This is a genomic window from Pseudarthrobacter sp. CCNWLW207, assembly GCF_037203945.1.
Taxonomy (GTDB): Bacteria; Actinomycetota; Actinomycetes; order Actinomycetales; family Micrococcaceae; genus Arthrobacter.
This window is the reverse complement of the sequence record NZ_JBBCBS010000003.1, coordinates 215,687-229,998: the sequence shown is the minus strand read 5'-3', so window position 1 is coordinate 229,998 and position 14,312 is coordinate 215,687. Positions and strand designations below refer to the sequence as shown.

The window sequence follows — 14,312 nt, the reverse complement described above, 5'->3', positions numbered from 1 at the left end:
GTTACTTGGAAAGACCGGCGGTGAAGCCGGGCAGCCATTCGCGTAGACCGGGCCCGAGGTCGTCGCTGTCGATTGCCAGCTGGACACAGGCCTTGAGGTAACTAAGTTTGTCGCCGGTGTCGTAACGGCGGCCACGGAAGATCACGCCGTAGACCCCATGGCCTTCATTGTCGCCGGCGGCCAGTTCCTGCAGGGCGTCCGTGAGCTGAATCTCGCCGCCACGACCCGGTCCGGTGCGTTCCAGAACGTCAAAAACAGCGGGGTGCAGGACGTAGCGCCCGATGACGGCGAGGTTGGACGGCGCTTCCTCCATGCTCGGCTTCTCCACGAGCTCGTTGATCCGCACGTAGCTCTCACCGTCGATGTCCTGGATGTCAGCGCAGCCATAGGCGCTGATCTGTGACGGTTCCACCTCGATCAGGGCGACGACTGACCCGCCGGTTTTCGCCTGGACTTCGATCATGGTGCTCAGCAGTTCGTCCCGGGCGTCGATCAGGTCATCGCCCAGCAGGACGGCGAACGGTTCGTTGCCCACGTGCTGCTTTGCACGTAGCACCGCGTGGCCAAGCCCATTGGGGTCGCCCTGGCGGACGTAATGGATGTCGCCGAGGTTGCTGGCGGCCTGGATCGAGGAGAGTTTGGCGGTGTCGCCCTTGTCCGCCAAAGTAGCTTCCAGCGCCGGAACCCGGTCAAAGTGGTCTTCGAGGGCCCGCTTGTTGCGTCCGGTGATCATGAGGATGTCGTGAAGCCCCACTTTGACGGCTTCCTCGACGACATATTGGATGGCAGGTTTGTCGACTACCGGGAGCATTTCCTTCGGCATGGCCTTCGTGGCAGGCAAGAACCTGGTGCCGAGTCCCGCTGCAGGAATTACGGCCTTACGTACTGTCTGGTTGGTGGTAGTCACTGGACTAATCTAGCGGAGGGAACATTCAGACAGTAATCATTGGCCCGGTGAAGCCCGGCCCCGGACAACGGGAAGTTGAGCCATTCATGACCGCCGGCAACAGCTCGTACAAGGAACAGATCCGCGCGCGGCACAGGGCCGCACGTGCCGCCATGGACCTCGCCACCCGCGAGGCAGCTGGTGCCGGAATTGCGCACCACGGCCTCCACTGGGCTGAACAGTGCTCAGACGGAATGCCATCCACGTTTTGTGTCTACCTGGGGGTCCACTTCGAGCCGCCGACCGTCCCGCTCATCGACGCACTTCACGGCCGAGGGCATAAGGTTCTGTTGCCAATCTGCGAACCGGGGCGCAGGCTCAGTTGGGTTTTCTGGGCACCGGGCGGTGAACTGGTCCGAAGCAGGTATGCCCCCATACTCGAGCCGGCAGGGACACGCCACGGAATCGAGGTGATGGCAGGGGTGTCGGCGCTGTTTATGCCCGCCACCGCCGTGGACCGCGACGGCAACCGGATCGGACAAGGCGGCGGCTACTACGACGTTTTCCTCAACTCCCTGGACGGCCTGCGGCCTGGCCTGCCTTCAGCGGCAATCGTCTATGACCAGGAAGTACTGCCACAGGGCAGCATCCCCGCGGAGGACTTTGACAGGAAGGTCCCGGCGGCCCTCACTCCCTCCGGTGTCGTTCCGCTCCGCGCGGCTTGAGCAACACCGGCTCGGCGGTTGGCTTTCGCAGTTGGCATTCGCGGTTGGCCTTCGCGGTTGGCCTTCGCGGCAGGGATGATAGAATTGGCACTCAGGCCCTGCGACTGCTAATGGACGGCAAAGATCGTCCTGGCAGCACGGGACCTCTCGTTTGCCCAAGAGGAGGAGCACCAGTGCCAACGTATGCGTACGCCTGCAAGGATTGCAGCCATGCCTTCGACATTGTCCAGTCGTTCACGGACAGCACACTGACGTCCTGCCCCGAATGCCAGGGGACCTTGCGCAAGAAGTTCAACAGCGTAGGCGTGGTCTTCAAAGGCTCCGGTTTCTACCGCACGGACTCACGGGACAGCAAGGGAAGCGCTGTATCGCCCGCCCCTGCTGCGCCAGCTGCTCCGGCACCTGCCCCGGCCACCGCTGCTGCTGCAAGCTAACGACCAACCCCGCTCATTGGCCCCTGCAGTAATGGTTCCGTGCTGGGCGGGTTTCCAGGCTAATTTGGCCTCCCCTGTTTCCGACGCCTTTCCTGGGCCCCTCAGCAATCCCGGCTTCAGGTTGTCCACATAGCCTTCAACCGGCCTGCCCTGGACCAGTCGCCCGGAACTAGCGTGGGCCTATGCCTGTCCCACTGTTACACCCCTATCAAAGAACCCGCCGCAGCAGGGAATCCAATGCGCCCGGACGCCAACCCCGCAGGACCCGTCCCCAGCCGGCCGGCCGTCCGCCCGGCCGACGGCTTGGCCCTTTGCTGGCCAGGAACCGTCGCCTGGCCATAGCGTTCCTGCTGTGCGTTGCGGCCGCCGTTGCCGTCCATCAGCTGACTCCGGCCCCTGCCGATTCGACGACAGCACTCGCAGCAGCCAGGGATCTTCCGGCCGGTTCCTCGCTGGCGCCCTCGGACGTGGCCGAGGTAAAAGTGCCGCCGGGGATGTTGGCTGCGGGATTCATCCGGGGCAGTGCCGAGGCAGAGGGAAAGCAGTTGGCTGCCCCGCTCCGCAAAGGGCAGCTCCTCACTGACGCCCAACTGCTGGGACCCGGCCTGCTCACGGGAACTCCCCCAGGGTCCGCTGCCGTTCCGCTGCGGATGGCGGACCCGTCATCCATCCAGCTCGTGTCACCGGGCCAGCTGGTCAACGTGGTGCTCACGGGCACCAACGGTTACGACCAGCAGGCTCCCCCGGAGGTTCTGGCGACGGCAGTCCCGGTGCTCTGGACCTCGGGCCAGGGCGGCAAGACCGGGGAATGGCTCGGTACCGCCGAGACAGACGGCCTGATCGTGGTGGCGGCCCGCCCTGAGCAGGCAGCCCGCCTGGCGGGTGCCTCCACGCAGGGCAAGCTGTTTTTCGTCCTGGTGACGCAGCCACCAGGTTGAGCCGGCCCGCCTGTTGTCCGGGGGCCTATGTCCCTCGGCTGCCAAGCTGTCTCGGTCGGGCGGCGCCCCTCAGGCAAAGGTCTCGCGGTGACCTAATGGACGCGTGGCCGTCAGCCCCAGTGCGGCGGCTTCTGCTCCTTCAGCCAGGCGTCGTGGTCGTCCTCCGAACCGTCGCCCCAGCGGCGGGGATCGTCTTCAGCGGCCTTGTTGGGAAGGATGCCCTCGGTGCCTGTGGCAACCTGCGCCGAGGCCGGAGTGGATGCTTTGCCCTCGTGCGCCGTGTTGTCCTGGCCTGCGTTTTCCTGCGCGGTGCCCTCGCCGGCCGGACCGGCGGTGCCGTGTGTTGGGGTCATAATGACCGCCTCCTCCTTATCCGGGCGTGCGGCCCGGTGCTGATGGTTCTCCGGCGCGCCAGGCTGCACCTGCTGCCGGTGGTCGGCCCGGACGCGACGGGCAGGCTCGAGGCCAACATTCCCATAGGCCTCAAGTGAAAGCGGGTCGACGTCGTCATCGAAGAAATTAGCTGAGGCAGTGACCCGGCCAGGCAGGACCACTTTCTCCAGGCCCAAATATCCGGCAATGCGGTCAGCACAGGCCGACGGGTCTGTGAAGACCTCAATGGTCCACAGCGGCATGTACCGCCACCCGAGGCGCTCAAGCAGCTGGGGCCGGAGCCTGCTCCGCTCGCGGACGCTCATGGTCCGGTACTGCTCGGTGCCGTCGGATTCGATGGCCACCGGCCAAGGGGTCTCGGGGTCGTCCTGGCCCATAGTACTGAGCGGGTCCGCCGCGGCTACGACGTCAATGACGCCGTCGTACTGGTGCCAGACACGGGCGCCGCGGGCACGCAGGCGGTCTCCGAGGTCCGCTACCAGCGGATCAGCGCCGAGCGCCTGCTCGCTGGCCGCTGCCCGGGACGCAGGCGTGCCAAGGTTGGTGTTGCCGGCGATCTCGCGGTCCAGCAGCTCGTAGAGGTCGACCGCGCCGTGGGTCAGCCTGGTGTGGTCCAGGTCCTCGGGCCGGAAGCAGGTCAGTACGTGCAGGGACCTGCGGGCGCGCGTCATGGCGAGGGCGAACTTTTCGCGGCCGCCCTCTGCGGACAAAGGACCGAAGTTGTGCAGGGCCCGGCCGTGCGGCGTGCGTCCGAAGCCAGGCGAAAAGATCACATGGTCCCGGACCAGGCCCTGCGCGCGCTCAAGATCAACAACACGGAAGGACTCGGGGCCTGCTCCGAAGAACCCGGCGAGGCCGGGATGGTTGGGCAGCTGCAGCCTGATGGACTCGCCAATCCTGGCCGCATGTCGGAGGCTGGCCGTCACAACGGCCAGTGACGTGCGCGGGCGGAGCCGTGCGTGTTCAAACACCAGGTGTACAACGCGGTTGACCTCTGCCACGACGGATTCAACACCCTCGTGGTCGGCGCTGGGCAGCCCGGTGCCGTCCGGCAGGTACTCGACCAGCAGCGCCCTGTCCAGACCCGTGGCGGACTGGCCTTCGGGGAGTCGGCGGAGGCCGCCGTCGTAGAAGTTCTTGCTGAGCTGGAGGACCAGGTCTTCGTCGACGGCCCGGTACACAAAGTTCAGCCGCCAGACGGGCAGGACGGCCGACAGCGCGGAGAAGGCGCTCTCCACCCGTTGGTGTGCCGTTTCGCCGGCTGCGAGTCTTTCCACTCCCACAGTGAATGTACGCGGGCTGGCAATCCGGGAATCACCGAAGGCAATGACCTGCTTGGCCCGTGCGATGGAAGGCAGAACTGCCTGGAGGGATGTGGCTTCAGCGTCCAGGACAACCACGGCGTCAAAGCGTTGCTCGGCCGGTAGAAGCCCGGTCATCAGGTACGGGCTCACGGACCAGACAGGCACCAGCATGGGCACCAGCGCGGGCGCTTGGGCGGTCAGCGCGGACAGTGTGACCCGGCCGTCCTTCAGCAGGCTCCGAAGCAGGGCAGCCTGGCGCGGATGTTCGGCGATGGCGGCACGCCACCGCTCGGACAGGTCCCAGCGAAGGCGGGCGGCACCGCTGGCGACATGCGCGTTGTCGGCGAGCCTGTATTCGGCCTCCAACTGCCGGAGGGCGTCGCCGTCGGACATGGCGAGGTAGTCGTCGCCGCTGATCATGGCTTCCAGGGCGGACTGCCACCAAGCGAGTTCAAGCTCCGCTGCCACGGACCCGGCCGGGACCTCCCGCTCGGCGAGGTCGTTAAGGAGTTCCCCCAAGCCGTGTTCGCGCATGTTCTCTACCAGCAGCGTGCGCTCGGGCAGGGTTTTCAGCGTCTCGGTGTCGGCGACCAGCCGCTCAAGGCGTTCCATGAGTTCCGGATATGGCGTGGTTGCCAGGGAGCCGCCCGCCTCCGTATGGCGCAGGGCCTCCCCCAGCTCAGTGAGCTCACGGTCCAGCGACCGGTACATCATGTTCATTTCGGCAAGGCCGGACGGCACGGCGGGGTGGCGCTGGGTTGTGGCATAGCCGGACCACAGTGCCCGCTGTTCCTGCACGAGGATCAGGGAGCTGTGAAGGTCCGCGATGTGCACGCCGGGACGGACGTACTCCTTCGCCACGCGGCGCAAGCGGGAACGCTGCATGGACGCCATGTCGATGTTCCGCTCACGCCGCCACGCCGAGGACGCGGTCGCCGAAATCAGGTCATGGACAGGGCGGTCGAAAATGTCCGGCGTGAACTTGTCCAGGCTTTCGCGCACCGCCATGAGGAGCTCAAGCTGCTCACCCCATTCGGCAAATGAAAGGCCAAGGCGGATTTCGGCGTGCTCTGCAACGGCGTTCATCCTCTCGCGCAGGACCGGCAGGTTTTCCTCCACGGAGCGGGCCAACTGCTGGGCCTCTTCGGTTTCCTTGCGGGTGAGCAGCCTTGCCCCGTGCCAGGGGCTGGTGGTGGACGCGCGGCTGAAACTGCCCAGCTCAGCGGCACGGCGGAGCCGGCCGGCGAGTTCGTCACGGTCCCGGATGTTGTCCAGGACGCTCCGCTTGAGCCGGACCGTGGTGGCCGGGGCCGGCTGGATGGAGGTTAACTCAGCCAGTGACTGCATGGCCTGGTAGGGCGAGCACCCCCAGCGCTGCCGCACGTTGTGCAGGGACGCCACATGGTCCGTCAGGGCGTGGCGGTGTTCGGTGAGGGTTTTATGCAGGTTGCCAAGCTGGGGCTCGAGGGACTTCTCATTCCGGACAATGGCCCGGACGAGCTGCGCCTTGAGCTGCTGCGGAGTAGCGGTACCGGAAAGCTGGAACATGATGGACTCAAGCCCGAGGGTCTCCAGCTGGGCGGACACTTCGTTGAGGCTGGCACGGCGGTCCCCGACCACCAGCACGGTCTTGCCAGCATCCACCAGAGTGCCGATGGTGTTGATGGCGGTCTGCGTCTGGCCCGTTCCGGGCGGGCTGCTGACCACCAGGGAGTCGCCCGCACGGGCGGCGTCCAGCACGTACTGCTGCTGCGCGTCAGCATCCAGCAGAAGCAGTTCATCGGCTGGGTGGCGCTGGTCGACGCCGGGGAAACGGGAGACGTCCGGCTCGTCCACGTCCACTACGGCACCGCTGGCAGCCGTAGCCAGGGCGGCAACCAGTGGGTTCCCTTCGTTGATCCATGGGTCGTCGAGATTTCCGGACAGATCGGCGAAAGTCGAGACCAGCAGGTTGTGCTGCGCCTCCGCACCATGAATCGGCCTGATGAGCGTCGCCAGCCGGTCCAGCACCGGTTGTGGATCGAAGCGGGCAGTGCTGTACGCCAGGCGGGTGACGGCGTTGACGTCGAACACAATCCCGTGGATGTTCTTCAGGTGACGGACCAGCGCCGGATTGATGTGAGCCTGTTCGGTGAGCTGCAGTTCGTAGTCATCTTCCCCGGGGCGCACCGTCAGGGAGATCGCTGTGAGCATCACCGGCGCGGAAATGCGCTGCGGTTTACCCCCGACGGCGGAGGTCCACACCACCGTACCGGCGGACAGGTAGCCGGCGTCGATACCGCGGTCATTGCCGAGTTCGAAGATTTTGGAGCGGATGTTCCGGGATGCCCGAGCCGCGACCACGTACTGCTGGTGATCCCGGATCAGGGTTGAGAGCCGCGTGCGGCGGCCCGCCATCAGCTGGGCAAGACCGGATGGGTGGGCGTGGGTGAGGTCGATGGAACCCTCAGGTGTCTTGGTGAAACGCAGCATGGTGTCTGCCCCGGTGACGGGCTTGAGACCGGACAGCCATTTCCTGAACTCCTCGGAGCCCTCCGGGTGGCCTTGACCAACTGACACTACTGCCTTCTTTTCTGCGTTTTCACGTGACGCCCTGGACCATACCGGCATACTTTCGAGCGTAGCCGCAAAGATGCCGTAGTGAGAGACCGCAACACTGATCATGCCAAATTGCGGAGTAATTCCCCGCATAGCGACCAGTGGCCGGCCTCCGCTTCGGAGACCGGCCACTGTCAGGACGCTATTCCCATTCGATGGTTCCCGGCGGCTTGCTGGTCACATCCAGCACCACGCGGTTAACGCCTTCCACCTCATTGGTGATCCGGTTGGATATCCGGGCCAGGAGGTCATACGGAAGCCGTGACCAGTCCGCGGTCATGGCGTCTTCTGAGGAAACCGGGCGAAGGACGATCGGGTGGCCGTAGGTTCGGCCGTCACCCATGACGCCAACGCTGCGGACGTCTGCCAGCAGGACAACCGGCATCTGCCAAACGTCGTTGTCCAACCCTGCGGCTGTGAGCTCTGCCCGGGCGATGGCGTCCGCCTTGCGCAGCAGGTCCAGGCGCTCCTTGGTGACTTCGCCGACGATGCGGATGCCGAGGCCAGGCCCCGGGAAAGGCTGGCGGCCAACGATTTCCTGCGGCAGCCCCAGCTGGGCGCCGACGGCACGGACTTCGTCCTTGAAGAGGGCCCGCAGCGGCTCGACGAGCTCAAACTGCAGGTCCTCGGGCAGGCCGCCCACGTTGTGGTGACTCTTGATATTGGCCGCACCTTCACCGCCGCCGGATTCGACGACATCGGGGTACAGCGTTCCCTGGACCAGGAACTTGATCTTTTCGCCGTGCGCCGCAGCCTCGGCGATGATGGCCAGTTCAGCCTCTTCAAAGGCGCGGATGAACTCACGCCCGATGATTTTGCGCTTCGTTTCGGGATCGCTGACGCCGGCCAGTGCGGCCTGGAAGCGCTCCTGCTCGTTGGCGACGTAGAGCTTGACGCCGGTAGCCGCCACAAAGTCCCGTTCCACCTGTTCGGCTTCGCCTTCGCGGAGCAGGCCGTGGTCCACGAACACACAGGTCAGCTGGTCGCCGACGGCTCGCTGGACAAGTGCTGCCGCGACCGCAGAGTCGACGCCGCCGGAGAGGCCGCAGATGACGCGGGCATCGCCGATCTGCTTGCGGATGCGCTCCACCTGCTCGTCCAGGATGTTGCCGGTGGTCCAGTTGGGTTCCAGTTTGGCGCCCTTGAACAGGAAGTTTTCCAGCACCTGCTGGCCGTAGGCCGAGTGCTTCACTTCCGGGTGCCACTGCACGCCGTACAGGCACTTCTCTTCATTGGCGAACGCTGCGACTTCGGCGCCGGCGGTCGTGGCCAGCACTTCGAAGCCTTCTGGCGCCTCGTGAACAGAGTCGCCGTGGCTCATCCAGGTGTTCTGGTGCTGCGGCATTCCTTCCAGCACGGAGCGGCCCTCGCCGAGGATGGTGGTTTGGGTGGAGCCGTACTCGCGCAGGCCGGTCTTGTCGACTTTTCCGCCCAGGGCATTGGCCATGGCCTGGAAGCCATAGCAGATGCCGAAGACGGGAATCCCGGCTTCAAAGAGGTCAGCGCCGACGGACGGTGCGCCGTCCGCGTAGACACTGGACGGGCCACCCGAGAGGATGATGGCGGCCGGGTTTTTGGCCAGGAGCTGCTCGGTGCTGTAGGTATGCGGAACCACTTCCGAATACACATTCGCTTCCCGGACGCGGCGGGCAATCAGCTGCGCGTACTGGGCACCGTAGTCAACAACCAGCACCGGCTTCTGGGAAGTCTGGGATGCAGTGGGAGTAGTCACCGTACTAGCCTACTTTGCGCGGTTGCCCGGCCGCACATCCAGGGCCGCCGGTGTGACGGACAAAACGTCCGACGGCGGTACGGCCGCAGTGCCGCCGCCCTAGTAGCGCTGGGGTGCCTGCGGGTTGGCAGCCAGCTCCGCCTCGACCTCCGCGTGGAATCGCTTCTCCACAATGAACGACAGGAACGGGACAACGCCGCCCAGGGCCAGCACGATCAGTTTGGCGAACGGCCAGCGCATCAGCGACCAGAGGCGGAAGTTGGACATCAGGTACACGACGTACATCCAGCCGTGGACGATCAGCACGGTGACAGAGATGTTGACGCCGCCCACCACGCCCTTGGGCTCGGCGTCGGCGAACCCCAGGCCGAACGGCGCTCCGGTGACAGCGTTGGTGCCGCCGGCGAACAAGTACTGGCCGAACGCATAACGGGCGATGAGTTCGGCGCAAAGCAGCAGCAGCATGGCGCCGGTGAGATACGCCAGTACCTTGTAGAACTTCAGGGCCGAGCGGATCTGCTGCTCGGTGCCGCCGAAGCGGCGCTTCTTGCCCTTGCCGGCGGTTCCGCCACCCTGGCTGCTGTCACCGGTGGGCTGTGCCTGCATGGCGGGTTTGGGTTCGATCATGGCTGTACCTTTTGTTGGGTCTGTGCAGGAGGTGTCTTGGCTGGAACGTGATGGTGGTCGCCGTCGGCGCCCTCGCCGCCGTCGAACTGGTCTTCAAGGTCCCGGCGGTAATCGTCCTTGACGAGGCGCCACCAGATAAACAGGGCAAAGCCGGCGAAGACCACCCACTCCAGGGAGTAGAAGAGGTTGAGCCAGTTGATCTGCTGGGCAGGTGGCTGGGGTCCGATGCGCAGCGGCTTGAGGTCACCGTCCATGGAGGCAGCGCTGACGTCCTTGCCGGCGGACACTTCGGCCGTGGCTGCGATGAAACCGGGGTAGCTGCTGACGTCCCAGTAGTTGATGAGTTCGGCCACGGAGACCGCCGTGGCGCGTCCGGGTCCGGGCGCCGTTTCGGGCACGGGCGCCTCAGACGGCAGGAGCCGTCCCGTCAGTTCAAGAAGGCCCGACGGCGGTTCGGCGGCATCGGCGGGGTCGGCCACCCAGCCGCGGGCCACCGGGATCCAGGTTTCGGGTGAGGCTCCGGCGCCGCTGAGGACGGGCGCTCCCTTGACGGCAAACGCGGTCAAGACCCAGTAGCCCGACTCGCCGTTATGCAGCCGGCCAGGTATCAGAACCTGTTTCGCGGGGTCGTACGTCCCCTCGGCGGTGACCATCTGGTCAGCCACGGAGCCGTGGAAGAAGTCTCCGGGCTGCAGCGTGCTGGTCAGCGCCTGTGCGGTCTCGGTGGCCGGGTTCACCGGAATCTCGGCTTGCGTGGACCTGCCGAACTGCCATTGGCTGAGCAGGACGAAGACCCCGGATACTGCAATCGCAAACACCAGGCCTGCGATCCATCGGGGTTTGAGGGCTGTTTTCCACACCCCTTAACCGTACTTCGTTCCGCCGTAGAACAACTAAACGGAGAGTGGGGCAGCCGGGTCCCTGCGTGGCGACGGAGTCGACACGAAAGGGCCTGCCCCCAGAGTGGGGCAGCAGGGTCCCCGCGTGGCGACGGAGTCGACACGAAAGGGCCTGCCCCCAGAGTGGGGCAGCAGGGTCCCTGCGTGGCGACGGAGTCGACACGAAAGGGCCTGCCCCCAGAGTGGGGCAGCCGGGTCCCTGCGTGGCGACGGAGTCGACACGAAAGGGCCTGACCCAATCCTTAGTGGTCGAAGAAAACCAGGCTTGAGTTGATGAGTTCTGCTATCACTTCGGGGTCGTAGGCACGGCGAAGTGACTCCCGGAACGATTCCTTGGACAGGGAGCGCGCCAGGGTTGCGAGGACTTCCAGGTGGTCCGAAAAGGAACTCGCCGGGGTGGCGATCAGCAGGACGACCGTGGCCGGCCCGTCGGTGGCGCCAAAGTCCAGCGCATGGCCGTACTTGGTGATACCAACGGCGATGGAGGTTCGGGAAACGAATTCGCTGCGGGCGTGCGGCAGGCCAATGCCGCCCGGCAGGCCAGTGGCGAGCTGGTGCTCGCGGGCATGGACGTGCTCGAGGAAGCCCGGCAGGTCGGTGACCCTGCCGGCGGCGTAAAGACGCTCCGCGAGCTGTGAGGCCGCGTCCACCTTGTCCGATGCCTCAAGCTCCAGGATCACCATTTCGGGAGTGGTGAGTTCGGCATCGTACCGGTCAAGTGGTTCCGCCAAGGCGTGTCCCTTCAGTGAGGCGAGAATGCTGGTGCGTGGAGCCCCTCAGCGCAAGGGAACGATGTCGTCGACGCCCATTCGTGCGGCATCGGCGGACTCATCATCAGGTTGCTGCTGGCTCAGCCGCTCGGCTTCTACGCGTGCAATGTAGTGCTTGATTTCGCTTTCACGCTGCACATCGCTCCAGCCAAGGACTTCACCCATAAGTTTAGCGACTACCGGAACCGCGGAGACACCACGATCCCACGCCTCGATCGAAATCCGGGTCCGGCGAGTCAGGACATCGTGGACGTGCCGGGCGCCTTCGTGGGTCGCGGCATATACGGCCTCGGCCTGGAGGTAGTCGTCGGCGCCGGGCAGGGGCTCGGCCAGCTCAGGCCTCTCGGCGATGAGGGCCAGCACTTCCGGTATCAGCGATCCATAGCGGTTCAGCAGGTGTTCCACCCGCGCCACATGGACCCCTGATTCCTCCGCCGTCCGGTTCCTCCGGTTCCAGGCAGCTTTGAAGCCGCTGGCGCCGAGCAGCGGAATGGTCTCCGTGCAGCTGGGCGGCACGCGTTCGTCCATGGTGCGGGTGGCCTCGTCAACGGCGTCCTTGGCCATGATCCGGTAGGTGGTCCACTTGCCGCCCGCCACCACCACGAGGCCGGGCACGGGGTGCGCTACAACATGTTCGCGCGACAGTTTGGCGGTGGAGTCGTTTTCACCGGCCAGAAGGGGGCGCAAACCGGCGTAGACCCCCTCCACGTCCTCACGCGTGAGCGGCCGTTTCAGGACTGTGTTGACGTGTTCGAGGATATAGTCGATGTCTTTGCTGGACGCCGCCGGATGGGCCTTGTCGAGGTTCCAGTCAGTGTCGGTGGTTCCGATGATCCAGTGCCGCCCCCACGGAATGACAAACAGCACTGACTTCTCGGTGCGCAGGATCAGGCCCACGGTGGATTGGAACCTGTCCCTCGGCACTACGAGGTGGATGCCCTTTGAGGCGCGGACCTTCAGCTGGCCTCGCTCTGTCACCATGGCCTGGGTCTCGTCCGTCCACACACCGGTGGCGTTGATGACCTGCTTGGCCCGGACTTTGAATTCCGTGCCGTCCTCATGGTTGACCACCTTGGCCCCCACCACGCGTTCGCCCTCGCGCAGGAAGTCCACTACCGCCATCTGGTTGACTGCGTGGGCGCCGTAGTAGGCGGCTGTCCGGATCAGGTTGGCGGCATATTTGGCGTCATCGACCTGGCCGTCGTAATAGCGGATGGAACCAACGAAGGCGTCATCCTTCAGGCTGGGCGCGGCGCGGAGGGTCCCGCGGCGGGTCAGGTGCTTGTGGAACGGCACCCCGCGGCTATGCCCGCCGGTGATGGACATGGCATCGTAAAGGGCAATCCCTGCGCCCACGTACGGCCGCTCCAGGAACGGCTTGGTCAGTGGGTAGAGGAAAGGCACGGGGCGGGCGAGGTGCGGCGCGAGCACGGAAAGGATCAGGCCGCGCTCGTGCAGGGCTTCCTTGACCAGGCCGAAATCGAGCATTTCGAGATAGCGCAGGCCGCCGTGGATAAGTTTGGAGGACCGGGAAGATGTTCCCGCCGCCCAGTCACTGGCCTCCACGATCCCCACGCTGAGGCCACGCGTCACGGCGTCCAGGGCCGCTCCCGTACCCACGATGCCGCCGCCGACAATGAGGATGTCCAGTTCCTTGCCGGGCTCGGTCGTGGCCCGCAGCCGCGCGATTGATTCTTCGCGGGCTGCCGGACCCAGGGTGCCGCTGGTGTTGGGAACACTCGTCATGGAAGCCTCCGTTGCCGCTGGTGCAGGTAGTAAACCACACTACTTGCTAGCTGCATGCTTGGGCAGGCGGGGCCCGGAGGGCCTCCCACCCGCCCCCGCCGCAGGTCAGTTTCCGGCGTAAGGCGAGACGACGACGTCGACCCGCTGGAATTCCTTGAGGTCCGAGTAGCCTGTGGTGGCCATCGAACGGCGAAGCGCGCCGACCAGGTTGGACGTGCCGTTGGTGTGGTGGCCGGGCCCGAAGAGGACCTCCTGCAGGGATCCTACGGTGCCAACGTTGACGCGGTCGCCACGCGGCAATTCGAGGTGGTGGGCCTCCTGGCCCCAGTGCCAGCCCTTGCCTGGCGCCTCTTCGGCGCGGGCGAGTGCGCTGCCCAGCATCACGGCGTCCGCACCCATGGCTATCGCCTTGACGATGTCGCCCGAGGAGCCCATCCCGCCGTCGGCAATCACGTGCACGTAGCGCCCGCCCGACTCATCCATGTAGTCACGGCGGGCAGCCGCGACGTCGGAGATGGCGGAGGCCATGGGCGAGTGGATTCCCAGGGCACGGCGCGTGGTGGTGGTGGCGCCGCCACCAAAGCCCACCAGGACCCCGGCAGCGCCGGTGCGCATCAGGTGCAGCGCCGGGGTGTAGCCGGCAGCGCCGCCGACAATCACGGGCACGTCCAGTTCGTAGATGAACTGCTTAAGGTTCAGCGGCTCGTGGTCCTTGGAGACGTGTTCGGCAGACACGGTGGTGCCGCGGATGACAAAGATGTCGACGCCGGCGGCCACCACGGTTTTGTAGTGTTCCTGGGTGCGCTGCGGTGTCAGTGACCCGGCCACGGTGACGCCGGCGGCACGGATCTCCGCGAGGCGTGTCGTGATCAGCTCGGGCTGGATGGGGGCGCGGTAGAGCTCCTGCATGCGTCCGGTGACGGCGGGGCTGTTGATCTCATCCTCAAGGGCACCGATTTCGTCCAGGACCGCCTGCGGGTCCTCGTACCGGGTCCACAGGCCTTCGAGGTCCAGGACACCAAGCCCGCCGAGGCGGCCCAACTCGATGGCTGTCTGAGGGGACATGGCCGAGTCCATGGGTGCAGCAATGACCGGCATATCGAACTTATAGGCGTCGATCTGCCACGACACGGAGACGTCCTTGGGGTCGCGTGTACGACGGTTAGGGACAATCGCAATGTCATCCAGGGAGTAGGCACGACGCCCACGCTTGCCACGGCCGATCTCGATCTCGTAAGTCACTGCTCTAGGTTATCCCAG

At 65.5% G+C, this 14,312-nt stretch carries 11 protein-coding genes; 3 read left to right on the top strand and 8 right to left on the bottom strand.

Annotated features, from left to right (window positions below):
• Position 1 precedes the first annotated feature (1 nt).
• Positions 2–907, bottom strand: coding sequence for a UTP--glucose-1-phosphate uridylyltransferase GalU (gene galU, locus V9L17_RS06770; RefSeq protein ID WP_337350901.1), 906 nt, complete (start codon positions 905–907; stop codon positions 2–4).
• Between the two features lie 86 nt (positions 908–993).
• Between galU and V9L17_RS06765 the strand changes: the two genes are divergently transcribed.
• The 3 genes from V9L17_RS06765 (at position 994) to V9L17_RS06755 (ending at position 2,983) form a co-directional block, all read left to right on the top strand.
• Positions 994–1,611 (top strand): 5-formyltetrahydrofolate cyclo-ligase, encoded by a 618-nt coding sequence (locus V9L17_RS06765; RefSeq protein ID WP_337350900.1) that lies wholly within the window; start codon positions 994–996, stop codon positions 1,609–1,611.
• A 173-nt stretch (positions 1,612–1,784) separates the two neighbouring features.
• Positions 1,785–2,045, top strand: coding sequence for an FmdB family zinc ribbon protein (locus tag V9L17_RS06760; protein ID WP_337350899.1), 261 nt, complete (start codon positions 1,785–1,787; stop codon positions 2,043–2,045).
• A 311-nt stretch (positions 2,046–2,356) separates the two neighbouring features.
• Positions 2,357–2,983, top strand: a complete 627-nt coding sequence (locus V9L17_RS06755; protein ID WP_337345643.1) for an RcpC/CpaB family pilus assembly protein — start codon at positions 2,357–2,359, stop codon at positions 2,981–2,983.
• 110 nt (positions 2,984–3,093) lie between these two features.
• On the opposite strand, the gene V9L17_RS06750 is transcribed toward V9L17_RS06755, so the two are convergent.
• The 7 genes from V9L17_RS06750 to V9L17_RS06720 form a co-directional block, all read right to left on the bottom strand.
• Positions 3,094–7,290, bottom strand: coding sequence for an AAA family ATPase (locus V9L17_RS06750; RefSeq protein ID WP_337350898.1), 4,197 nt, complete (start codon positions 7,288–7,290; stop codon positions 3,094–3,096).
• A 130-nt stretch (positions 7,291–7,420) separates the two neighbouring features.
• On the bottom strand, positions 7,421–9,010 hold the full coding sequence (guaA, locus tag V9L17_RS06745) for a glutamine-hydrolyzing GMP synthase (RefSeq protein WP_337350897.1): 1,590 nt from the start codon (positions 9,008–9,010) through the stop codon (positions 7,421–7,423).
• Between the two features lie 99 nt (positions 9,011–9,109).
• Positions 9,110–9,637, bottom strand: coding sequence for a DUF3817 domain-containing protein (locus V9L17_RS06740; protein WP_337350896.1), 528 nt, complete (start codon positions 9,635–9,637; stop codon positions 9,110–9,112).
• The gene (locus tag V9L17_RS06735; protein WP_337350895.1) at positions 9,634–10,497 is read right to left on the bottom strand and encodes an SURF1 family protein; all 864 of its coding nucleotides are present in this window, start codon (positions 10,495–10,497) and stop codon (positions 9,634–9,636) included. Before V9L17_RS06735 ends, V9L17_RS06740 begins: the two co-directional genes overlap by 4 nt.
• A gap of 281 nt (positions 10,498–10,778) precedes the next feature.
• On the bottom strand, positions 10,779–11,267 hold the full coding sequence (locus tag V9L17_RS06730; protein ID WP_337345638.1) for a PTS sugar transporter subunit IIA: 489 nt from the start codon (positions 11,265–11,267) through the stop codon (positions 10,779–10,781).
• Between the two features lie 45 nt (positions 11,268–11,312).
• A complete protein-coding gene (locus V9L17_RS06725; RefSeq protein ID WP_337345637.1) occupies positions 11,313–13,052 on the bottom strand; it encodes a glycerol-3-phosphate dehydrogenase/oxidase in 1,740 nt (579 codons plus the stop codon).
• Between the two features lie 105 nt (positions 13,053–13,157).
• Positions 13,158–14,294 (bottom strand): GuaB3 family IMP dehydrogenase-related protein, encoded by a 1,137-nt coding sequence (locus V9L17_RS06720; protein ID WP_337345636.1) that lies wholly within the window; start codon positions 14,292–14,294, stop codon positions 13,158–13,160.
• Between the last annotated feature and the right edge of the window lie 18 nt (positions 14,295–14,312).